At 37.2% G+C, this 21797-nt stretch carries 22 protein-coding genes; 6 read left to right on the top strand and 16 right to left on the bottom strand.

The window, feature by feature from the left end:
- Positions 1 to 152: 152 nt before the first annotated feature.
- The 3 genes from ACY2A0_RS12295 to ACY2A0_RS12285 all read left to right on the top strand — a co-directional run bounded on the left by ACY2A0_RS12295 (position 153) and on the right by ACY2A0_RS12285 (position 1795).
- Positions 153 to 653 carry a hypothetical protein gene (locus ACY2A0_RS12295; RefSeq protein WP_461789816.1) on the top strand — a complete coding sequence of 167 codons (501 nt, stop codon included), beginning with the start codon at positions 153 to 155 and terminating at the stop codon, positions 651 to 653.
- Between the two features lie 64 nt (positions 654 to 717).
- Positions 718 to 1089 carry a hypothetical protein gene (locus tag ACY2A0_RS12290; protein WP_461789815.1) on the top strand — a complete coding sequence of 124 codons (372 nt, stop codon included), beginning with the start codon at positions 718 to 720 and terminating at the stop codon, positions 1087 to 1089.
- Positions 1090 to 1261: 172 nt separating this feature from the next.
- On the top strand, positions 1262 to 1795 hold the full coding sequence (locus tag ACY2A0_RS12285) for a ferritin (protein ID WP_461789814.1): 534 nt from the start codon (positions 1262 to 1264) through the stop codon (positions 1793 to 1795).
- 310 nt (positions 1796 to 2105) lie between these two features.
- Here the strand turns inward: ACY2A0_RS12285 and ACY2A0_RS12280 are convergent, their stop codons facing one another.
- The 3 genes from ACY2A0_RS12280 to ACY2A0_RS12270 form a co-directional block, all read right to left on the bottom strand.
- Entirely contained in the window at positions 2106 to 2651 is a 546-nt protein-coding gene (locus ACY2A0_RS12280; protein WP_461789813.1) for a DinB family protein, read from the bottom strand.
- Between the two features lie 66 nt (positions 2652 to 2717).
- A complete protein-coding gene (locus ACY2A0_RS12275) occupies positions 2718 to 3302 on the bottom strand; it encodes a Crp/Fnr family transcriptional regulator (RefSeq protein WP_461789812.1) in 585 nt (194 codons plus the stop codon).
- A 1-nt stretch (position 3303) separates the two neighbouring features.
- Complete coding sequence (locus ACY2A0_RS12270; RefSeq protein ID WP_461789811.1) at positions 3304 to 6243, bottom strand: FAD-binding and (Fe-S)-binding domain-containing protein; 2940 nt, start codon at positions 6241 to 6243, stop codon at positions 3304 to 3306.
- Positions 6244 to 6792: 549 nt separating this feature from the next.
- Here ACY2A0_RS12270 and ACY2A0_RS12265 point away from each other — a divergent pair.
- Positions 6793 to 7692 (top strand): nucleotidyltransferase family protein, encoded by a 900-nt coding sequence (locus tag ACY2A0_RS12265; protein ID WP_461789810.1) that lies wholly within the window; start codon positions 6793 to 6795, stop codon positions 7690 to 7692.
- Positions 7683 to 8762: a phosphotransferase enzyme family protein gene (locus tag ACY2A0_RS12260; protein WP_461789809.1), complete on the top strand. Its 1080-nt coding sequence runs from the start codon at positions 7683 to 7685 to the stop codon at positions 8760 to 8762. Before ACY2A0_RS12265 ends, ACY2A0_RS12260 begins: the two co-directional genes overlap by 10 nt.
- 169 nt (positions 8763 to 8931) lie before the next feature.
- Here the strand turns inward: ACY2A0_RS12260 and dnaK are convergent, their stop codons facing one another.
- The 4 genes from dnaK to ACY2A0_RS12240 form a co-directional block, all read right to left on the bottom strand.
- Positions 8932 to 10833: a molecular chaperone DnaK gene (dnaK, locus tag ACY2A0_RS12255; RefSeq protein WP_461789808.1), complete on the bottom strand. Its 1902-nt coding sequence runs from the start codon at positions 10831 to 10833 to the stop codon at positions 8932 to 8934.
- Between the two features lie 721 nt (positions 10834 to 11554).
- Positions 11555 to 12220: a LemA family protein gene (locus ACY2A0_RS12250; protein WP_461789807.1), complete on the bottom strand. Its 666-nt coding sequence runs from the start codon at positions 12218 to 12220 to the stop codon at positions 11555 to 11557.
- A 15-nt stretch (positions 12221 to 12235) separates the two neighbouring features.
- On the bottom strand, positions 12236 to 13885 hold the full coding sequence (locus ACY2A0_RS12245; RefSeq protein WP_461789806.1) for an MAG1210 family protein: 1650 nt from the start codon (positions 13883 to 13885) through the stop codon (positions 12236 to 12238).
- Between the two features lie 279 nt (positions 13886 to 14164).
- A complete protein-coding gene (locus tag ACY2A0_RS12240) occupies positions 14165 to 15373 on the bottom strand; it encodes a class I SAM-dependent methyltransferase (protein ID WP_461789805.1) in 1209 nt (402 codons plus the stop codon).
- Positions 15374 to 15455: 82 nt separating this feature from the next.
- Between ACY2A0_RS12240 and pepE the strand changes: the two genes are divergently transcribed.
- Positions 15456 to 16148, top strand: coding sequence for a dipeptidase PepE (pepE, locus tag ACY2A0_RS12235; RefSeq protein ID WP_461789804.1), 693 nt, complete (start codon positions 15456 to 15458; stop codon positions 16146 to 16148).
- Positions 16149 to 16195: 47 nt separating this feature from the next.
- On the opposite strand, the gene ACY2A0_RS12230 is transcribed toward pepE, so the two are convergent.
- The 9 genes from ACY2A0_RS12230 to map form a co-directional block, all read right to left on the bottom strand.
- Positions 16196 to 16999, bottom strand: a complete 804-nt coding sequence (locus ACY2A0_RS12230; protein WP_461789803.1) for a glycoside hydrolase domain-containing protein — start codon at positions 16997 to 16999, stop codon at positions 16196 to 16198.
- Between the two features lie 163 nt (positions 17000 to 17162).
- The gene (gene rplQ, locus ACY2A0_RS12225) at positions 17163 to 17735 is read right to left on the bottom strand and encodes a 50S ribosomal protein L17 (RefSeq protein WP_461789802.1); all 573 of its coding nucleotides are present in this window, start codon (positions 17733 to 17735) and stop codon (positions 17163 to 17165) included.
- 132 nt (positions 17736 to 17867) lie between these two features.
- Positions 17868 to 18860 (bottom strand): DNA-directed RNA polymerase subunit alpha, encoded by a 993-nt coding sequence (locus tag ACY2A0_RS12220; protein ID WP_113638043.1) that lies wholly within the window; start codon positions 18858 to 18860, stop codon positions 17868 to 17870.
- A 78-nt stretch (positions 18861 to 18938) separates the two neighbouring features.
- On the bottom strand, positions 18939 to 19547 hold the full coding sequence (gene rpsD / locus ACY2A0_RS12215; RefSeq protein WP_113638044.1) for a 30S ribosomal protein S4: 609 nt from the start codon (positions 19545 to 19547) through the stop codon (positions 18939 to 18941).
- 66 nt (positions 19548 to 19613) lie between these two features.
- Entirely contained in the window at positions 19614 to 20003 is a 390-nt protein-coding gene (gene rpsK, locus ACY2A0_RS12210; RefSeq protein ID WP_113638045.1) for a 30S ribosomal protein S11, read from the bottom strand.
- Positions 20004 to 20139: 136 nt separating this feature from the next.
- Positions 20140 to 20517: a 30S ribosomal protein S13 gene (gene rpsM / locus ACY2A0_RS12205; RefSeq protein ID WP_113638046.1), complete on the bottom strand. Its 378-nt coding sequence runs from the start codon at positions 20515 to 20517 to the stop codon at positions 20140 to 20142.
- A 78-nt stretch (positions 20518 to 20595) separates the two neighbouring features.
- Entirely contained in the window at positions 20596 to 20712 is a 117-nt protein-coding gene (rpmJ, locus tag ACY2A0_RS12200; RefSeq protein ID WP_113638047.1) for a 50S ribosomal protein L36, read from the bottom strand.
- 1 nt (position 20713) lies between these two features.
- Entirely contained in the window at positions 20714 to 20932 is a 219-nt protein-coding gene (gene infA, locus ACY2A0_RS12195; RefSeq protein ID WP_079643278.1) for a translation initiation factor IF-1, read from the bottom strand.
- Positions 20933 to 21003: 71 nt separating this feature from the next.
- Positions 21004 to 21789 (bottom strand): type I methionyl aminopeptidase, encoded by a 786-nt coding sequence (map, locus tag ACY2A0_RS12190; protein WP_461789801.1) that lies wholly within the window; start codon positions 21787 to 21789, stop codon positions 21004 to 21006.
- Between the last annotated feature and the right edge of the window lie 8 nt (positions 21790 to 21797).

Below are 21797 nucleotides of genomic sequence, written 5' to 3'. Positions count from 1 at the left end.
GGCCAAAGCACTGTAATCCAAGTATCACAAACTAATTTCCTGCTTTTCAAACAAAACCTCGCAGGTCTTGAAAACCTGCGAGGTTAAAAAGCTTGCTTCCAAATTGTTTAATTGAAAAAGATACGCTATTTTAACTAAATAATTAGTTCAAAATGAAAGCAAAATATATCATCATATTATTATTGTGTTTATTTAGCTACGTGATATTTACGCAAATCCTATTTGCCGAAAACAACCTCATTGTATTAAAAGGTTCTTTAAATAAAACTCATCAATTTACAAAGAAGGAGAAAAACGGTGCGCAAGAAACGGAGTACGCCTACCTAACTTTCATGTTAAACGGCAGCAACAAATTCTTTATCCTCAAATTAAATATCGACTCCGTAAAAGAAGGTTTCAACATCTTCTCTGGTGTCAACAAATCGTTAAAATACGCTGGCCAAATTAAGGTCAAAATAAAGAAATCGGATATTCTTCAAGTACGACCAGCGGTACATGAAATATATGCGGACGACCAAAATATTTACCAGCGAAACAAAAAGCCATTTAGCAACACCTATTTATTTGTCATCTTGGGTTTAAGCCTATTAGTCATCGCTTTTCTGTCTATCCCTCACCTCCACAGAAACCGCAACACAGTCTACCCTGCATAAGTTTTATCTTTTTATTTGTATTAAATCTAAATAATACTACTTTTGTATAAATATTTAACTTACTGTGCAAAAAATAGAAGAAGCATTATTTCCCGTTGCCACGTTTGAAGAAGTGTTTGCGACCCAAAGCGGCGCCATTTTTCAATCGGATTCAGAAAATTGCTGGTATATTGATTTTGCAGGAAAGTTAGCCCGCTTTGATTACAGAAATCTTCTTAAACTTAAAAAAGCGGTTTACCAGGTTGACATTGAAGAAAAACTTTTGAGCAGCGATAAAACTGCTGATGTAGAAATCATCTTCATTTGTGCATGCGACCATTCTTATGTACTTTCTTTATTGGAGCTCATCAAACTTAAAGAACTGCTACAAGGCACTTTTGTCATGTTGGAACTTAACCACATCATCCACGATTGTCTTTATCGCTTGGTTTCTTAAAACTAAGACTTAGACTCTTTCCATATTATTAATAATTTCTTTTACAGAACATTATCGCTGTAACTTTGTAGTGTCAAAGGAAATAATTAATGAAACAAAATGACCTTTCACATAGTTTTTAAACTGGCTCTATCATAGCGTTTCACTACCATAAAAACTAAAAACAAAAGAAATGAAAGATTTAATGAGAATTAAATGTTTGCTTTCCTCAGAAATAGAAACATTGATCAACCAGCAAATTAAAAAAGAAGCCTTATCCTCCGCTATATATTTATCGATGGCGTCGTGGTGCAACAGAAATGGCTTTGATTTTTCAGCGGAATATTTTTTTAAGCAAGCTGAAGAAGAAAGGCAGCACCAGTTAAAGTTTTTCAAATATGTATTAGACATGGGTGGTACTGCAATTTCACCAGAAATCACCAACATTAAGCAGGAATACAATTCTTTCCGCGAAGTTTTTGAAGATGCTTTAGATCAGGAAATCAGCGTAACGCAATCTATTAAGAACATTGCAGCACGTTGCCATAAAGAGCAAGATTATGTAACCTTAGAATTTTTAAACTGGTTCTTTAGAGAACAACGTGAAGAAGAATATAAAGCTCGCAGAGCATTGGAATTGTTTGAAGTGATTGGTGAAGAAGGTACAGGAAGATGGCAAATCGACAAACACGTTGGACAAATTTCCTACGACAGCGAAGCTAATTAGGAGTTTGTTTATTCATTATTTGAATAACTACATTAATTTGATTTAGATATTTATCAGTGACAACTCAAAGCACTTAAAAATATCGTCGTAATTCATGTTAATAATTTTAAAGTAATAATTAAGGTGTACACCAACATGTGTATGCCTTTTTTGTTGTATTTCCATTATTCAACCTCTGCTTAATTGACTGACATGTCGAAGAAGGATAAAAAGAAAAAGGATAAAAAAGATAAGAAAAAGAAAAAAGTATGCTGTGAGAAATACTTAAAGGGAAAACGCTGCAAAAATTGTCCGTTGGCCTGAGGCTTCTCTATCCCGCAGCAAGGATTCGCTTTATTTGTACCGCATGCCGCTCGTGGTGGGCAACCATAAATGCTAAAATGTCGCCAACTTTAAGTTTAACAAGTTTACTAACTGATGTCGCAATGCTTACATCATTTATATCCATTTCTCTGAAAGCACTGATACATTTCAGCATCCTCTCCTGTTGGGATATAAACTCTGCAACCTCTTGGTAAGCATCGGTAACGTTAGGCAAATGTATTTTAGCTGCTTTGAACTTTTTGCCTCGAGCTTCCATCATTTTAACAAAATAGCCACCCAACCAACCCTTACGAAATGGTGCATTTGAATAATGATTTGTATGCTTTAAAACTTCCTCTAGTTTTGGAAGATAATAATTACCATAAGAATTGAGATGAGAAAGGCATTCGGCTACGCTCCATGATTTATCATCCATTGAAAAGTTTAATTGGTCGTCTTTTAGATTTTGGTAACGTTCAACTGCTTCGTTGAGTAAAACCTCGGTACGCTGATACAAATCAGTAATAAAGGTATTCTTATCTATCGCTTTCATTTGTTTCTTTTTTGATGAAGCAAAACTATATCGGCTCTAACTAAAAAAGATTGGTATTTACCAAGATTAAATTTTTACCCTATTTATTAACTTGCTGAAATTGGTGGGGTCAATGCCCAAATAGCTGGCTAAATATTTATGTGGCACTAAAGTTAAAATATGCGGACTGCGGCTCAGCAACTGCTTAAATTTATCTTCGGAAGATAATAATTGTATTTCGGCCAAGCGATCTAATACGCCACTCAAAGCAGCACTTACACCTAAATTAACCATTTGCGAAATTTCCGTATTGTTTACCATCAGCTTTTTAACTTCCCTTACAGGTATCCGTAAAAATGACGACGGTGTTAGTGTTTCGTAACAAAATTTGGAAGGCTGTTCAGTCATCATGGCATCCAATACTCCACCAAAAGATGGTGCATAGGTAAATATCAATGTAGCTTCCCTTCCATCTGGGTTAAGCAAATAGATGCGTTGCACACCCTCTATAACGAAATAAAGGTAATTTTCACGTTCACCTATATCAGTCAGTATTACTTTCCGAGCACATTCGAAATATTCCCAATGTGGCAAAAAATCAACTGTACTGGCACTTGACAAATTAAAGGAAGATTGAAGATAAGTTGACAGTAATTGAACGTGCTTATCCATTTCATTTAAGTGCGTTCCACAAAATTTCAACCGGATGCTGTGCTACACGCTGCGCCCCGTCCTTAATTTGGTGGCGGCAACTGGTACCAGCTGCGGCGATAATTACATCTTGCGGTTGTTTTCTTACTTCGGGTAGCAATACCAGCTCCCCAACTTTCATCGATACTTCGTAATGCTCATCCTCGTAGCCAAACGAGCCAGCCATGCCACAGCAGCCAGAAGGAATAAGTTCCACCTTGTAATTAATGGGCAGGTCTAGAATCTGCTGAGTTGGCAGCAAAGCGTTTAATGATTTCTGGTAGCAATGACCATGCAATTTCACTAGGCGTTGTTCTTCCGTAAATAACTGCCGATCTATACGATCTGCCGCTAATTCTTTCACCAAAAATTCCTCTATTAGCATGGCATTTTTTGCTAAAACTCTAGCTTTAGGCATCAAATTAGCGTCTACCAACTCAGGATATTCATCTCTAAAAGTAAGCAAGGCAGATGGTTCAATACCCAAAAGTGGGGTTTCAGCGCTCACCAAATCGGCTAACATATTTACATTGCGATTGGCCAATAATTTTGCATCACGTAACAAGCCTTTGGAAAGGTAAGTTCTTCCGCTTTCTACATGTTCTGGTATAATTACTTCATAACCCAGTTTCTCCAACAGGCGAATCGCTGTAATACCAATCTCCACGTCGTTATAATTGGTAAACTCATCGCAGAAAAGATAAACTCGTCGCGATCTCTGAGTAGATTGATTGCGATCATGCCTTTTCTTCCAGCTACGCAAAGTGGTTTTGCCAACTTTAGGCAATGATCTATCTTTTGCAAAACCCGCCACCTTTTTAATTAAATTGGAAGTAAGTTTGTTTGAAACCAAAACATTGTACAACGAAGGCACTAAACTAGCCAAGCGCTGCGACTTTGTAAAATTGGCAATCATTTTAGCACGGAAAGGAACGCCGTTCGCATCATAGTAATGCTGAAGAAATTCGGCTTTCATTTTGGCCACATCAACGCTAGAAGGGCATTCTGATTTACAACCTTTACAACTAAGACATAAATCCATCACCTCCTTTATCTCTTGATGATTAAAAGGATTATCGCCGGTATCGTTGGTCAAAAATTGACGCAAAATATTTGCTCTGGCACGAGTGGTATCCTTCTCCTGTCGGGTAGCCATATACGACGGACACATGGTGCCACCGCTAACATGCGTTTTCCTGCAATCTCCCGATCCTGAACACTTTTCAGCTAAGCGTAAAATGCTCTCGTTTTTAGAAAAGTCAAAAATCGTTTCTATAGGCTTCACTTTTTTATCAGCTTCGTACCTTAAAAACTCATTCATCGGTGGCGTATCCACAATTTTATTGGCATTAAAAACACCGATTGGATCAAAGAGCTGTTTTACTTCTTTTAAAAGCTCATATACTTTATCTCCCAATACATCTTTGATGAACTCACCTCGTAATCTGCCGTCGCCGTGTTCGCCGCTTAATGACCCTTGATGTTTTTTAACCAGGGCAGCGGTTTCCTTTAACACCGTTCTAAAAAGCGCCTTACCTTCCGAAGTCTTTAAGTTAATCATCGGCTCGATATGCAACTCCCCAGCACCAGCATGGGCATAATAAGATGCCCGCAAATTATATTTGTTAAGGATAACCTGCAGATCTTCTACATAAGCGGGCAAATCTTCGGGTGCAACCGCACAATCTTCAATTAAATTCACAGGCTGCTCGTCTCCAGGTAAATTTCTGATTAAACCTAAACCTGCTTTGCGTACGTCCCATGCCAATTTTGTTTGCGCACCATACACAACAGGATAAGCGTAACCCAACCCGGCAAGCTTCAAATCAGCAATCAACACTGCTGTTTTAAGGTCAAGTTCTTCCTGAGTGTCCGCAAAAAACTCAACCATCAATAAAGCTTCCGGCTCACCCTGTATGAAAAAACGGTTGTGCTGATAAACTGGGTGACCTTTGGTGAAATCCATGATATATTTATCTACCAACTCCGAAGCCATTGGCTGGTGTTTCAGGATAATGATATTGGCCAACAGCGACTCGGCTAAAGAGTTGAAATGAACACAAACCAGTGCTTCTTGTTTTGGCGGCAATGGTAACAGTTTCAATTTCGCCTCAGTGATAAAAACTAATGTTCCTTCCGATCCGGCAATAAGTTCGCACATATTGAAGTTTTCCTTCCCTTCCTGTGGAATAAGGAAATCTAAAGCATAGCCTGTATTTCTTCTTGTTAACGTTTTTTTAGGGTAACCGTTTTCAATAGCTGCTATATTTTCGGGATGATTAACTATTTGCGAAACTCCTTTGTAAATGACTCCTTCCAAACTATTTAATTTGGATTTTTCGGCCACCTCTTCCAATGACATAGAACTAAACACAACCTCTTGTCCGTTACTTAAATAGCCTTTTACTTCCAGCAAATTCTGGCGAGTATCACCCCAAACGATAGAATGTAGTCCACAAGAATTGTTACCAATCATTCCACCAATCATGGCTCGGTTCGCGGTAGATGTTTCAGGACCAAACATCAATCCGAAAGGTCTTAACGCAACATTCAAATCATCGCGTATTACGCCAGGCTGCACCCAAACATAACCTTCCGTCTGATTAATCTCTAAAATTTGGTTAAAGTATTTAGAAATATCAACTATAATCCCATTCCCTACAACTTGACCAGCTAAAGAAGTACCGGCTGCCCTTGGGATCAAGGTTAAATGGTGCTCATTAGCAAAAGCAATCAGCTTTTCAATATCACTTTTTATTTTCGGCACGGCAACCGCCAAAGGCTTTTCCTGATATACGGAAGCGTCCGTAGCATAAACCATTTTTTGCGCTTCATGCGTACTCGAATCGTCAAAAAATAGTTCGCCAGCAATACTTTTGCTTAGCGACTTAAATAGAGGCAGTAGTTGAATTGGATTTGACACCTTGTAAAATTAAGCATTTTATTGCCTTCTTTTAAAAAGAAAAACAGCAAAAACCTGCATTAATGTTTACGGGACATGTCACACAAACGTTTGCTATTAATAATCGCTTTATAAATAGCTCATGTCAATTTTCAATCTATAAACGCATTGCGAGATAGCAAACCGTACGCAAACGTTTGTAAAACATGTTTGTATTATCAGTTAAATTACCATTTTAGTTTAATCAGAGCAGACAGATGCCCTGAATTAAAATTTCTAAACTTAAATAAGTGCTTATGAGATATTAACCAGTAGAATAATGATAATTGGCCATGAATAAAAGTTGATCGACCGAATACGGAGGTACATATTGACGCAAACAAAACCTAGTTAAAACAGTTTGAATAAAGAGATTATTGGAGTAAATTAGAAAGCTCGCACCTCAGTTTTATGAAGCTACGTTAAAAAAGTAAAACTTTATCGAAAGTAAATCAAATCATGATGTGCTATTTAATTTGTAAAACTTAACTTTGACAACAACTAAATATTCATTTAAAAACTAAATAGTTAATGAAACCAACCTTACTAATTTTGGCCGCCGGGATGGCAAGCCGCTATGGTAGCATGAAACAAATTGATGGTTTTGGGCCTAATGGAGAAACCATTATCGATTATTCTATATACGATGCAATTAAAGCTGGATTCGGAAAAGTTATATTTATCATCAAAGAAGAATTTGCTGAAAACTTCAAATCCATTTTCGACGAAAAGTTAAAAGGCAAGATAGATGTGGATTATGTTTATCAAAATTTCGACTTAAAACAATTTGGAATAGACGAAGAGATTTACAGAGAAAAACCTTGGGGAACAGCTCATGCCATTCTATCGGGAAGAAAAGTAGTAAAAGAACCCTTTTGCGTAATTAATGCAGATGATTTTTACGGCTACGATGCTTTCAAAAAAATGGCCGATTTCCTTACTACTGAAGTGAATGATGCGAATTACGCTATCATCGGTTACAAAATTGGAAAAACTTTATCTGATTTTGGCGCAGTTTCTAGAGGTGTTTGTAAAGCGGATGAATCAGGTAATTTGACAGAAATTGTAGAACGAACAAAGGTTTACAAAAAAGATGGCACTATTGTGTACGAAGAAGATGGGCAAGAATTCCCATTGGATTTCGATACGCCTGTGTCTATGAATTTTTGGGGCTTTACTCCTGCAGTTTTCTCAATTGCTGAAGATTTATTTAGAACCTTCGCAATGGAAAATAAAGACAAGCCTAAAGCCGAGTTTTTTATTCCACTAGTTGGAGAGCATCTGGTTAATACCAACGAAGCTTCTTTTAAAGTAGTGCCAACCGACAATCAATGGTTTGGTGTTACCTATAAAGAAGATAAGCCATTAGTTCAAGAAAGCATTGATGAGCTTATAAAAAATGGTAATTATCCAGAAAAATTATGGAATTAAAAATTGATGAAAGTATAATAAAAGCTTACGGCTTTACCCATCAAAACATCAACATTCAGCAAATAGGTTCCGGTCATATCAACGGAACCTATTTGTTAACCAAACTCCCAAGTAATGAAAAATTTGTATTGCAGTATATCAATACTAATGTTTTCACCAACCCAAAAGCTATTGCCAATAACATCCAAGCGGTTGCTAGCTTTCTAAATCAACAATTTCCTACTTATCTTTTTCCGGCTCCGTTATTAACAGTTAATGGCGAAAATATGGCTACCTACAACGGATCTTACTGGCGATTATCGCCTTTTGTGGATGATACTGTTGCGCTGGACACGCTAAGTTCGCCCAAACAAGCCTACGAAGCCGCAAAACAATTCGGAAAATTAAGCAGGTTACTCAATGGCTTTGACAGCAATAAATTACAAGCTACAATTATTGGATTTCACGACTTAGTGCTTCGATTTGAACAGTTTGAAAATGCTTTGGCTAATGCCAATACAGCTTTTAAAACAAAAGCTGCCGAAGAAATTGAAGCTGCAATTAACTATCAATACATTTTAAATAATTACCTGGAAATAAAGGACGTTTTACCTGACCGGGTAATGCACCACGACACCAAAATTAGCAATGTACTGTTAGATCAAAACAGCTATGAAGGTGTATGTGTAATTGATTTGGATACTTTAATGCCAGGCAAGTTTATCTCAGATTTAGGAGACATGATGCGTACTTACCTATGTGAATTTTCTGAAAACGAAACCGACTTTTCAAAAATCAATATTCGAGAAGATTACTTTGCTGCTATGATTGAAGGCTATCTTTATGAAATGGGCAGCATTTTAACGAAGAAAGAAAAAGAAGCGATCTTATTTAGCGGAAAATATATCATCTACATGCAAGCCTTGCGCTTCTTAAGTGATTATCTAAATGGAAGTGTATACTATCCCATCCACTACCCTACTCAAAACTTAGATAGAGCGAAAAACCAGCTTAAGTTATTGCAAGAACTGGTTGACAATGAAGAAAAACTACAGGATATCATCAACCAAAGCCTGCTTAAAGTAATCTAGTCAACTCAACAGCAGCATAAACGCAAGCAACAAAGCAACCTCAAACCGAAATTGCGAAACCAAACCGTCTTGACAAAAAAAGCGTCACTGAACTTAATCAGTGACGCTTTGTATTTTAATTTAGCTCCAAAAGTCTTGAGGACTTGCGATCTCTAAACTTTCCGACTCATTATTTGTCGTCCTTTACTTCCTCATAATCAACATCAGTTACGGCATCACCACCTTGTTGTGGCTCAGCTTGTGTAGCATCACCTTGAGGTTGACCATCCTGACCTGCTTTATACATCTCTTCAGAAGCTGCATTCCAAGCATTTTGCAACTCAGTTTGTGCAGCTTCAATATCAGCGAAGTTACGAGCAGCATGTGCATCTTTCAATTTTTTCAAGCCATCTTCAATTGGAGCTTTTTTATCAGCAGATAATTTATCGCCAAACTCTTTCAATTGTTTCTCGGTTGAGAAGATTAATGCATCAGCACTGTTAATTTTATCCGCCTCTTCTTTTGCTTTAGCATCAGCTTCTGCGTTAGCTTCAGCTTCCTGCTTCATCTTTTGAATTTCAGCATCAGTTAAACCAGAAGAAGCCTCGATACGGATTTTTTGCTCTTTACCAGTAGCTTTATCTTTAGCACTAACATGTAAAATACCGTTCGCATCAATGTCAAAAGCCACTTCAATTTGAGGTACACCACGTGGCGCTGGTGGAATTCCATCTAACATAAAACGACCAATTGTACGGTTTTGAGCAGCCATTGGACGCTCACCTTGTAAAATATGGATCTCTACCGATGGTTGGTTATCAGCGGCTGTAGAGAAAGTTTCTGTCTTCTTAGTTGGAATAGTAGTATTAGCTTCAATTAATTTTGTCATTACACCACCCATAGTTTCAATACCTAAAGAAAGCGGAGTAACATCCAACAACAATACATCTTTCACATCACCAGTTAAAACACCACCTTGAATAGCAGCACCAATCGCTACTACCTCATCAGGGTTCACACCTTTTGAAGGCTCTTTACCGAAGAAAGCTTTTACAGCGTCCTGAATAGCAGGGATACGAGTTGAACCACCTACTAAGATAATTTCATCAATATCGCTAACTGATAAACCAGCATTTTTCAAAGCAGATTTACAAGGATCGATAGTACGTTTAATCAAATCGCCAGCTAACTGTTCAAATTTAGCACGGCTTAACGTACGCACCAAGTGTTTAGGTCCGCTAGCATCTGCAGTAATATAAGGCAAGTTGATTTCTGTTGATGTAGTGCTTGAAAGCTCAATTTTAGCTTTTTCAGCAGCTTCTTTTAAACGTTGCAATGCCATTGGATCTTTGTGCAAGTCCATGCCATTTTCGTTTTTAAACTCTTCTGCCAACCATTCAATCAATACATGGTCAAAGTCGTCACCACCTAAGTGAGTATCACCGTCAGTTGATTTTACTTCGAATACACCGTCACCAAGTTCTAATACAGAAACGTCATGTGTACCACCACCGCAGTCAAACACCACAATTTTCATATCCTTGTGTGCCTTATCTAAACCATAAGCTAAAGCAGCAGCCGTAGGTTCATTGATGATACGTTTCACCTGCAAGCCAGCAATTTCACCAGCTTCTTTAGTAGCCTGACGCTGTGCATCATTAAAATAAGCAGGCACTGTAATTACAGCTTCAGTCACTTCCTGACCCAAGAAATCTTCTGCCGTTTTCTTCATTTTCTGCAAAATCATTGCAGAAATTTCCTGAGGCGTATATTTTCTATCGTCAATTTCAACACGTGGAGTGTTGTTGTCACCTTTTACCACTTTGTAAGGCACTCTTCCAACTTCTTTATCAACTTCACCGAAGCTGCTTCCCATAAAGCGTTTGATAGAGTAGATCGTTTTTGTTGGGTTTGTGATTGCCTGACGTTTTGCAGGCTCGCCCACTTTGCGCTCGCCGTTTTCCGTAAAAGCAACAATAGATGGCGTAGTACGTTTACCCTCGCTGTTAGCAATAACCACAGGCTCATTACCCTCCATTACGGCCACACAAGAGTTCGTAGTTCCTAAGTCTATACCAATTATTTTTCCCATTTTGTTATATATTTTCTTAATTATTTTTTGCGTTCACAACTTAATAACAAGCCATGTGCCAATAGGGTTTTGGCAGAATTTTAAGCAAAAAAACTGTTAAAATGTGAATGAAAAACAAAATATCTGCTGACAGCTTGGCAGAAACAACGATTTACAGGCGTAGCAGTGTACGTTGGAAGTAGATACCCAACAAGGCTATAAGAAAATAGCGATATGCCCGTCAGGATAAACTCACATTCCGTCAATCTTTAACTTATAATTTCGATCCGTCTTAAATCAACAATAAAGACTTTATAATCTTCAATTTATTGGAAATTTTACTGACCGAGATGCTGCAGAACAAGAAAAGAGCAAACTTGCATGCCTACCTAAATACTTTATAGCAAAACTGACAGGATACGGGAGAGCCATTTAAAAGGCATCGCCAAAGAGCATAACACTACTAAATTGGAAATTTGAAAGCAGCCATCACTTAAATTGACCAGCTCTTAAAGTTTTGCAATGCAACAATGTAATGTAGCGAAGGAGGAATTTCAAGAGATGACAGGTATCTTGAAAGGATATCTTTAGGCTTGATCCAATTTGCTCAAATGCTTGTTGAATAAGGAAGATATCTTAACACGTGCAATAGCAGTTTACTATGTATCAATTAATAGGTTATGATTCGATCAATAGGCAACATCGACCGAATCATAAGTAAAACGAAGATCTTCGTCAGGTATTAGAAAAACGTACCTCTGGCCTGCTCTTTTGTTTCTTTTGATGCTGTGAAAGGTACACGCGTAGTATAACCTGATTTAGCAGCAACAATTTGTTTTGTAGGCCAGTCATTAATGTCCATGTTCCAACGGGCGATGCTATCATTGTAAACCTCTCGAGCCGCCGTGATTTCTCTTTGTAGATAATTGTTTTGCTGCATGGCATCGGCTATGGCAGCGTGTGCTTTAATATCTGGATAACTCTCAACCGAAAAATTTAATCGAGCAAAAAGATTATCAACTTTACCGGATAGCTCAGGTCGGGAACTACTTGTAGGATTGTAACCACTTCGCAGACCTGCGATAGAAGTCATAACGTCCTTATCGAGTGAAACAGCTTGACCTACCAGACGGGCTGCATTCTGTAGAACCTGTACACGTTGTTCCAGATAATTGTCAATTTGGGACGCGTCATGCTGGATTTTCTGTTGAAGTTGCTGCAAATAATTTTTTGCCTTTTTCTTCATAAACAAAAAAATGATTCCCGGAATAATCCCCAACACCCATAACATAATTTCAAAGATGGCACTACCCGTTCCTACTGTCACCGGTAGCTGTTTATCAATTACATATACATCACGCCCCTGTTCGTTAATTATCGGGTTCATTTCGTCTAGTTCGTTTGCCATAATAATTTTTCTAAGTTATAAATCAATATTTGTTATGTTTGAAACAGGAATATATTCAGTCCAATCTACTGGAACGTCATGATAATTTCCATCTCCACCTCGTACTCGAACATAGGCTGTACGAGCTACACTGCGAAAGCCATAAGCGGTAACAATTACATTTTCGCCTCGCAAGGAATTATCTAAAAATCTAGTTTTCAACACATTATTTGTTACAGAATTTGACGGAGCGAAGTTTGCATCCTTCATATTGTTGACGATGCGCTCGTGTTCAAAATTACTGAAACGCTGTCGATATATATTTCTGTATATAAATTCCTGTGGTTTATAATCTTGATAAAGCGAGATAGCGAGTAAGGGCGCAAAAGCAAAGTAAACTGATTTAAAATACAAATTATTGTAGTCATTAAATTTAGAGCGCATTTTCACCAAATCATAGTCAATATAATTATTGATGTCGCCGGAGATGTCAATGCCTTTTAAATGTTCCGCTCCAATGATATTTAGCATGTAATGTTTGTTAAAACTAAAATTATCGCCCCAGCCAACATTTTTGTCTTTTATCAAATTTAACATCTCACGTTGTGCCATTGGAGTAAACAGCAAACGGAACTCAACTTCATTATTACGATTTTCCGCTCCGAAAAGAACCTCAAATTCTGTATTCCCCATTGAGGTGAAATTTTCGCCCTTTTCAATTTTTTTCCTCATCAGTTTATCAATCTCTTTCGATTTTGATTTAACGTGCTTCTCTAATTGCCTTTCATTTAATTCGTTTGCTTTGGATTTCGACCTTTTGAAAACTAAGTTTGGAGCGGCTTCGTTACCATAAACGAGGTATGTATCGTTGTAATAATCAGGAAAAGGCTTTGTTACTGACGCACGTAAAGTTTGAGAGCGAGAACGTGTTTGCCATTTGTTTTCACGGTCAAGATAACGCTCAGTCCAATGTATAACCATGGAACCCTCATATGTTTTTTGGCTCATGTAGTGGTTCAAAGTTTTGAAAAAACAAAACGGATTTCCATTAATTTCACCGCTTTGAACAAAAAGAGTCGAAACATTAATGTCGTCATTATCCCATAATCCAAATTTTTGACTAAGGTAAGCGAAACGCTCTATGTTAAATTTATCATCAAGACGGATTAAAGGGTAGGTAGTTTCCGATAGACGAGCTGAAACGGTTTCATTAAGTTGAGATATTAATGGCTTCATTTGCCCCCAAGCCTCCTCTATTAAGGCTTCTAATTCCTCTAATAAGAGTTTTTTAGTTTGATCCAAACTTTTAATAGACGGGGTAATCTTATTCTTGATTAAAGTGTACAAATATACCGCAAGGCCTCCGCTACCAGCAAGCACCAATAGTGCGTGCTGCCTTTGACCTTGTAACATCTTAAATAAAAACAATAAAAAAGTACAGACTAACAGGACTATTACAACAATTAAAAAGACTTTGAGTATACGCTTTTTACGCAATGAAGATCCTATTTTCGCGATTTTGACTTTCTGCTGGTTAATCTTTTCAACAGTCTTTCTATTAGCTTTTTCATCTATATTACCCGATTTGACGCAATTTTCGAAAAAATCTTTAGTATTAGTTCTGTGGAGTTCGCAATAACGATCCTTATAATCGTTAAGCGGTTGGTAGGTGGGCAAATGAGACATTTGAGATTAGCGAATTTAAACGTTGGTTGATTACAAAAAATAAGCGCTATATATCTCCTGTAATTTTTTACGGTTTAAATATATCAGATATTAATATCAAAAGCAATATATAGCGAAATTTTGCAGATTTTTCTGTCCTATTAGAAACCTGAATGTTATAATTGACAGACCTTTCGTAAAGGGAAATAAGTCCTATTGTTCGAATTTTTAATTAATAGAAATGTAGTACCATAAAATTTATACGATGGCTTAAAACCATAAAGTTGGCTTTTAGTTCGATTATAGGCCAAGCAATCTTTCCAAATGATGATAGCCAATGCCAAAATATGCCTTCGTATCTTTTATTTTTTGCAAGATTTTGTTTTGCGCTTCACTCAACACCTCCAAATTCCCGCCTTTTACTTTTAACTTTTTACTTTTTATTCCTACTACCATTACATTTTTAGGCGTATGCACATCAGAAACAAACTCAAAAACTTTCGTTTTATAACCGAAATATTCCAAAATTAATGCCCTCAATCCATCCGTCACCATCTCAGCCTGACGTTCCAAGAATATGCCGTGCTTGGTAAGAAAATTTAAATCGTTCTGCGCTTTATTCTTTTCAATTTCCCTACGAATTTGCTTATGGCAACAAGGGGCTACTACAATTAGTTCAGCATCAGCTTTTATTCCTTTGTATATCGCATCATCTGTCGCTGTATCGCAAGCGTGTAATGCAATTAACAAATCAATGTTTTGTGGCTGGTAACTATCAATAGTACCTTCTACAAAAGAAAGCTGATCAAAGCTAGACTGTTGCGCTATCGCATTACACAACTCGACCATATCTTTTCTAAACTCCACTCCTACCACATTCGCCTTCTGTACAATTTGCTGTAAATAATCATACAGTGCAAAAGTAAGATAGCCCTTTCCTGATCCCATGTCAACAACATCATGTATACTATTTTCTGGGAGCTCTTTAATTAGAGAACTTAAAATCTCCACATATTGGTTAATCTGACGAAACTTATCCTGTGCATGCTTTAACACTGTTCCGTCACCATCCGTTACGCCAAGTGCGTTTAAGTAAAAATTATCTACTGCTGCAATTAGCCGCTTCTTTTCTTTATCATGCGTTTTTACCACTGATTTAACATTCTTCAGTTGACTAGCTCTCAATTTCACCGCACCTTTGAGGTTGCGCTCCAAAATAAACTCCTCCGTTGTAGTAAACAATGTCGCCACATTAAATCCGTCCAACAAATAGTTATTAATTGTACTTAACGTGTCGTCAAATGAGAAGTTTTTAAAGATATCTTTTGTTTGATATCTAAGCGTAAAAGCGTACATCGTCTGTCGTTTAATCACAACCGGTTTTACAAAAATTTGCTTTAAATTTTGCTCCTCACCTTTGTAATTACCCAATGATAGTTTTACGAAAACCTCTTGCTGTATGGCTTCCCGCAAATGGTTAATAAACTTAGTAGTTTGATTCATTTCCATATTGATTTACAAATTTAACGCTCTATTTCCAATAATGATGAAAGCTTGCCTTTTTATTCCGCACGCTGCTTATATTTGACGCATGAATATCATACTTGCCTCTACTTCCACTTTATTTGGAGGACTTTATTTAGACTATCTTAAGTCAGAGATTATTTCTCTTTTCCAAGGAAAAACAGAGATTGTATTTATTCCGTTTGCACGCCCTGGCGGTCTATCACACGATGAATACACCGAAAAAGCGAGTTCCTTTTTTGAGCAGCTAAACATAAAAGTTAAAGGCCTACATGAGTTCGACGATAAGTCAGCCGCAATTGCCAATGCACAAGGATTTTTTACCGGTGGAGGTAATACTTTTTTATTGGTTAAAACTTTACATGAGCAAGGCTTAATGGATGCACTTAAAAATGCAGTTAGTAAAGGAACGCCTTATCTTGGCTGCAGTGCAGGGAGCAACATCGGTGGCATTAACATGAAAACTACCAATGACATGCCTATTGTTTATCCGCCAAGTTTCGAGTGCATGGGACTGGTACCATTTAACATTAACCCGCATTATTTGGATCCACAACCTGAGCTAAAACATAACGGAGAAACAAGAGAAACCAGAATACTCGAATTTTTAACACAAAATAAAGTTAAGGTAGTAGGTTTGAGAGAAGGTAATTGGATTAGAAGAATTGATGATAAAATCACTGTTGAAGGCACTCAACTTACCAGAATATTTGAGCAAGAAAAATCCCCTTATGAAATTGAGCCCGGTAGTGAACTTTAAAAGATGACGGGATCGATACCTCATTGCAAATTACCAAAAAGCTAGTATTAGCTTTGCTGCACTAACTTTCGATAAAATTTCAATTTCTTTTTCACTGGAATTCGCAATTCTGTCGGTATCTGTGGCGTTATAATTAAGTTGAAATCAAAACTCACCTGTTCATCCTTCTTAAGTGTTATTTGATCTGCATTGACATCTAACAGCATAGAACCACCCTTAACATTGATCTGCATTGCGCCATTGCTGGGCAACAAAGTAGTAGGTTTACTAAGACTAAAATATAGACCCAAAGAATCATTCCCGATCCAAACACTAGGTTTAATTTTTTGCCAATTGCCAAGTTGCCACCTTACCGTATCCGGTCGCAAACCACCTTTTTCCCCTAAACCAGCCAAATATTTAGTTGCCGTTTTCTCAAAAGGAATATGAAAATTCATAGTGGTTAGCAAAATATCGTTAATTGCTGTTATGTTGATGTGATAGCTCACCACCCCGTTAGATAGCATTTTACCTTGAACATCCATTTTCAAATTTGCAGAAGTACTAATTGCATTCCACACGATGGAGTCTGCATTTTGTGTCGTGATGTTAACACCAATACCGTTCATCTTTTCCTGAGCCTTAGCGCCAGAGTAAAAGTGAAAATGCATTGGTTCGAATAGAAGTTTTTGGGGTTTAACCTCTGTATTAACATCAAACACATCACATTGCTTCGGAAATCCATCATTGTTAATCTCTAGCCTAGTTGTTTTAAGCGTTATCACCTGCTTACTTATTTTCAGGGAGCCGTCTTGTGCAAAGGCCACAAAGTTACTTAGGAGTAAGCACAGCAATACAATTTTATTATACATTTTAAGATGATGTTAAACAACAGAACTTATAAACTCAACACAAGATAAGCACAAACAAGCACTTACAATAGGTATAGCGAAATTTGTTACAATTAAAAATTACGCATAAAAAAACCCTTTAGGAAAAACCTAAAGGGTTAAGCATAATAATAAGTTAGTTAGATTACGCTTTTTGCTCTTCTGCATCATCAGCAGCTGGTGCCTCAGGAGCAGCTTCCTCTGCAGCTGGTGCAGCCTCTACTTCTTCCTTAGCTTCAGCAACTGGAGCCGCTTCTTCTTTCACTTCCGCAGCAGGAGCATCAGCTTTCTTAGTAGCTTTGCTTCTTCCTCTACGAGTAGTTTTCTTCTCAGCAGCCGCTGCATCTTTTCCGTATACCTCGTTATAATCTACTAGTTCGATTAACGCCATTTCAGCATTATCACCTAAACGATTGTTTAATTTGATAATACGAGTGTAACCACCTGGACGGTTAGCAACTTTCGCTGCTACATCACGGAACAACTCTGTTACTACTTCTTTGTCTTGTAAGTAAGCAAATACTGTACGACGTGAGTGAGTAGTATCATTTTTAGATTTAGTGATGATTGGCTCTACATAAACTCTTAAAGCTTTTGCTTTAGCTAATGTAGTAGTAATTCTCTTGTGAGTAATCAAAGAAGAAGCCATATTAGCCAACATCGCTTTTCTGTGCGAGGTTGTTCTTCCTAAGTGGTTGTGTTTTTTACCGTGTCTCATTTTTTTGTTTATAAAGTGTGTACCGTCTCTTTGAACTTAATCTGAGGGAATTACACACAGTGAATATTTTTAGTTTTCAGTTGGCAATTTTCAGTTAGCAGTTAAACTGTAAACTAAAAACTGCAAACTGATTTATTCTTCGTCTAACTTAAATTTAGAAAGGTTCATTCCAAACGATAATTGTTTAGATTTTACCAATTCTTGAATTTCAGTTAAAGATTTTTTACCGAAGTTTCTGAATTTCAACATATCAGCTACATCGTAAGAAACCAAATCAGCTAAAGTACGGATATCAGCTGCTTTTAAGCAGTTCAACGCACGTACAGACAAATCTAAATCAACTAATTCAGTTTTTAGGATCTTACGCATGTGTAAGATTTCCTCATCAACCTCTTTAGTTTCTTCTTTAGCTTGTGATTCCAATACCAAATTCTCATCAGAGAATAACATGAAGTGTTGGATCAAAATTTTAGCTGCTTCTTTCAAAGCTTCTTCCGGATGGATAGAACCATCGGTTGAAATATCTAAAATTAACTTCTCGTAATCCGTTTTTTGCTCTACACGATAGTTTTCAATCGTGTACTTTACGTTTTTCATTGGAGTAAAAATCGAATCGATTGCAATCACTCCAACTACGCTATCAGAAACTTTATTCTCTTCTGCTGGAACATAACCACGTCCTTTGTTTACAGTTAATTCAACTTCCAAAGTAACAGATTTCTCCATATTGCAGATTACCAACTCTGGGTTTAAAACCTCAAAATTGTTAGAGAACTTAGTAATATCTCCTGCTAAAAATTGCTCTTGACCGTTTACGATGATAAAGATTTTTTCCGAATCGCCAGATTCACCTGTTTTCTTAAAACGAACTTGTTTCAAGTTAAGGATAATTTCCGTTAAATCTTCAACTACACCTTTGATAGTAGAAAACTCATGAGAAACGCCTGAAAAACGAATGCTTGTAATAGCATAGCCTTCTAATGAAGAAAGTAAAATTCTTCTTAGGGCATTACCAATGGTTACTCCGAAACCGGGCTCTAAAGGACGAAATTCAAATTGACCATCGAAATCGGTTGATTTCTGCATGATTACCTTATCTGGTTTCTGAAATGCTAAAATTGCCATTTATTAATGTTTTTAGATCGTTTATTAATGTTTTGTAATGTAAAAAAGTTAAAGCCACAAGGGCTTTAACAATTATGATTACTTAGAGTACAACTCTACTATAAGGTTTTCCTTAATGTTTTCAGGAATCTCATCGCGGTTAGGGTATGATAAGAATTTACCTGACAATTCTTTAGCATTCCAATCCAACCAAGAATGTTTGTTGATTGCTCTTCCTGCTACCGAATTAGTGATCGCTTCTAAAGATTTTGATTTCTCTCTCACCGCGATTACATCACCAGCTTTCAACTGGTATGATGGAATGTTTACTACTTCACCATTAACAGTTACGTGTTTGTGGCTAACCAACTGACGAGCACCTGAACGGCTAGGAGCAATACCTAATCTGTAAACCGTGTTGTCTAAACGAGCTTCTAATAATTGCAATAAGTTATCACCAGTGATACCTTGACGAGAAGACGCTTTAGTAAATAAATTACGGAATTGTTTTTCCAATACGCCGTAAGTATATTTTACTTTTTGTTTCTCTTGCAACTGTACTGCGTACTCAGATTGTTTACCTCTTCTTTTTGAAGCACCGTGCTGCCCTGGAGGGTAGTTTTTTCTTTCTAATGCTTTATCAGGGCCGAAAATTGGCTCTCTGAATTTACGGGCGATTTTGGACTTTGGTCCGGTATATCTTGCCATTTTTTTGTGATTTTAAAGTATCAACCCGACCGCATCGGGTGACTCTTAGCTTTAAAAATTAATTGATTAAACTCTTCTTTTCTTTGGAGGACGACATCCGTTGTGAGGAAGTGGAGTAATATCTTTGATAGATGTTACTTCTAAACCTGCAACTTGTAAAGTTCTGATAGCCGACTCACGACCTGAACCAGGACCTTTAACGAAAACCTCTACCTTACGCAAACCTAAGTCGTAAGCCACTTTACCACAATCAGAAGCAGCCTGTCCTGCAGCGTATGGAGTGTTCTTTTTAGAACCTTTGAAACCCATTTTACCTGCTGAAGACCAAGAAATGGTTTGACCATTGTTGTTTGTTAAAGTAACAATGATGTTGTTGAACGTAGCATTGATGTGAGCTTGGCCAACTGGCTCAATCACAACAAGACGTTTTTTGGTAACTTTTTTACTTTTAGCCATTTTTTCTTTAGATTTTTAGCTGTGAGAATTGAGAAACGAATCCCCGGCACTCACGCCTTAATTTTTCTTAGATATTCCAGATTAGAGTAAAACCTAAAAGAATATTCTTAAAGAATTTTACTCTACCTATCAATTATTATTTAGATGCTTTTTTCTTGTTAGCAACTGTTTTTCTCTTTCCTTTACGAGTACGAGAGTTGTTTTTAGTGCGTTGACCACGAACCGGTAAACCTTTTCTGTGACGAAGACCTCTGTAGCAACCGATATCCATTAAACGCTTGATGTTTAACTGAACCTCAGAACGCAAAGCGCCTTCCACTTTAATTTGATCATTGATGATACCACGAATTGCAGACAATTCGTCATCTGACCAATCTTGTACTTTTTTGTTGAAATCGATACCTGCTTGAGTTAAAATCTCTTGAGCAGTTGACTTACCTATACCATAGATATAAGTTAATCCAATTTCACCTCTTTTGTTTCTCGGTAAATCAACACCTGAAATCCTTGCCATATTTGTATTTTTGCTTTTTTTAATGAACGACCGAACGGCGGGCCACCGTTGTACGGAAAACTCGTTCTAATTTTTTAATTATCCCTGACGTTGCTTGTATTTCGGATTTTTCTTGTTAATGATGTAAAGTTTTCCTTTACGGCGAATAATCTTGCAATCAGCGCTACGTTTTTTAATTGATGACCTAACTTTCATTTTATTTATATCTATAAGTGATTCTACCTTTTGTTAAATCATAAGGCGACATCTCTAGTTTTACTTTATCACCAGGCAAAATTTTGATGTAGTGCATCCTCATTTTACCTGAAATATGTGCAATAATCTCGTGCCCGTTTTCAAGTTCTACCCTGAACATTGCATTTGATAATGCTTCTTTAATTACTCCGTCTTGCTCAATTGAGGCTTGTTTAGCCATATATTATTGATTTTTACTTAATTAGCTGCTATTAAACAGGGTTGCAAAATTAAATATTATTTTTCAAATTTTTAACTTTTTTCTGCTAAAACTTTTTCTATCACCGAAAAAGTGCTTAAAACGTCGGCTTTGCCCTTTTTTACAGCAACAGTGTGTTCAAAGTGTGCAGAGGGTTTATTATCCTTCGAAGTTACCGTCCATCCATCAGACCAAAATTTAACAGCTGCAGCACCTGCATTGATCATCGGCTCTATGGCAATTACCATTCCTTCTTCCAACTTAATCCCTTTTCCTCGGCTACCATAGTTTGGAACTTCAGGCTTTTCGTGAAGCTTAACACCAACACCATGACCAACTAGTTCCCTCACCACTCCGAAGCCGTTAGCTTCCGCATGTGACTGTACGGCATAAGCAATATCGCCGATGCGCATACCAACAACTGCTTTGTCAATAGCAAAATTCAAACACTCTTGTGTAACCTTGATCAATTTCTGACGTTCGTCATCTATATCACCGATAGCAAAAGTGTAAGCCGAATCACCAAAGAAATTGTTTTTGATCACTCCACAATCCACAGAAATTAAATCACCTTCTTTGATGACATAATCACTTGGAAAACCGTGGACTACCTGTTCGTTGGGAGAAATACAAAGCGAATATGGGAATCCGCCGTAATTAAGAAAAGCTGGCACAGCTCCGTTATCTTTGATAAACTCGTATGCCAGCTTGTCTAATGATAATGTTGTAATTCCGGGTTTAATTACCTTAGCCACTTCGGCCAAAGTTTTTGAAACCAACAATGAACTTTCTCTAATTAACTCAATCTCTTCTTGAGACTTGTAAAATATCTTAGACATGTAATGTT

It is taken from the genome of Pedobacter sp. (genome assembly GCF_965249885.1).
In the GTDB taxonomy this organism is placed as follows: Bacteria; Bacteroidota; Bacteroidia; order Sphingobacteriales; family Sphingobacteriaceae; genus Pedobacter.
This window is presented reverse-complemented; position numbering and strand designations above follow the sequence as displayed.

Coding starts and splice junctions, on each gene's coding strand:
- ACY2A0_RS12230 (WP_461789803.1), bottom strand. CDS start 16,999: ATGTATAATAAAATTGTATTGCTGTGCTTACTCCTAAGTAACTTTGTG.
- ACY2A0_RS12220 (WP_113638043.1), bottom strand. CDS start 18,860: ATGGCAATTTTAGCATTTCAGAAACCAGATAAGGTAATCATGCAGAAA.
- dnaK (WP_461789808.1), bottom strand. CDS start 10,833: ATGGGAAAAATAATTGGTATAGACTTAGGAACTACGAACTCTTGTGTG.
- ACY2A0_RS12240 (WP_461789805.1), bottom strand. CDS start 15,373: ATGGAAATGAATCAAACTACTAAGTTTATTAACCATTTGCGGGAAGCC.
- rpmJ (WP_113638047.1), bottom strand. CDS start 20,712: ATGAAAGTTAGGTCATCAATTAAAAAACGTAGCGCTGATTGCAAGATT.
- ACY2A0_RS12295 (WP_461789816.1), top strand. CDS start 153: ATGAAAGCAAAATATATCATCATATTATTATTGTGTTTATTTAGCTAC.
- ACY2A0_RS12265 (WP_461789810.1), top strand. CDS start 6,793: ATGAAACCAACCTTACTAATTTTGGCCGCCGGGATGGCAAGCCGCTAT.
- map (WP_461789801.1), bottom strand. CDS start 21,789: ATGTCTAAGATATTTTACAAGTCTCAAGAAGAGATTGAGTTAATTAGA.
- infA (WP_079643278.1), bottom strand. CDS start 20,932: ATGGCTAAACAAGCCTCAATTGAGCAAGACGGAGTAATTAAAGAAGCA.
- ACY2A0_RS12280 (WP_461789813.1), bottom strand. CDS start 2,651: ATGAAAGCGATAGATAAGAATACCTTTATTACTGATTTGTATCAGCGT.
- ACY2A0_RS12250 (WP_461789807.1), bottom strand. CDS start 12,220: ATGGCAAACGAACTAGACGAAATGAACCCGATAATTAACGAACAGGGG.
- ACY2A0_RS12275 (WP_461789812.1), bottom strand. CDS start 3,302: ATGGATAAGCACGTTCAATTACTGTCAACTTATCTTCAATCTTCCTTT.
- pepE (WP_461789804.1), top strand. CDS start 15,456: ATGAATATCATACTTGCCTCTACTTCCACTTTATTTGGAGGACTTTAT.
- rplQ (WP_461789802.1), bottom strand. CDS start 17,735: ATGAGACACGGTAAAAAACACAACCACTTAGGAAGAACAACCTCGCAC.
- ACY2A0_RS12285 (WP_461789814.1), top strand. CDS start 1,262: ATGAAAGATTTAATGAGAATTAAATGTTTGCTTTCCTCAGAAATAGAA.
- rpsD (WP_113638044.1), bottom strand. CDS start 19,547: ATGGCAAGATATACCGGACCAAAGTCCAAAATCGCCCGTAAATTCAGA.
- rpsK (WP_113638045.1), bottom strand. CDS start 20,003: ATGGCTAAAAGTAAAAAAGTTACCAAAAAACGTCTTGTTGTGATTGAG.
- rpsM (WP_113638046.1), bottom strand. CDS start 20,517: ATGGCAAGGATTTCAGGTGTTGATTTACCGAGAAACAAAAGAGGTGAA.
- ACY2A0_RS12245 (WP_461789806.1), bottom strand. CDS start 13,885: ATGTCTCATTTGCCCACCTACCAACCGCTTAACGATTATAAGGATCGT.
- ACY2A0_RS12260 (WP_461789809.1), top strand. CDS start 7,683: ATGGAATTAAAAATTGATGAAAGTATAATAAAAGCTTACGGCTTTACC.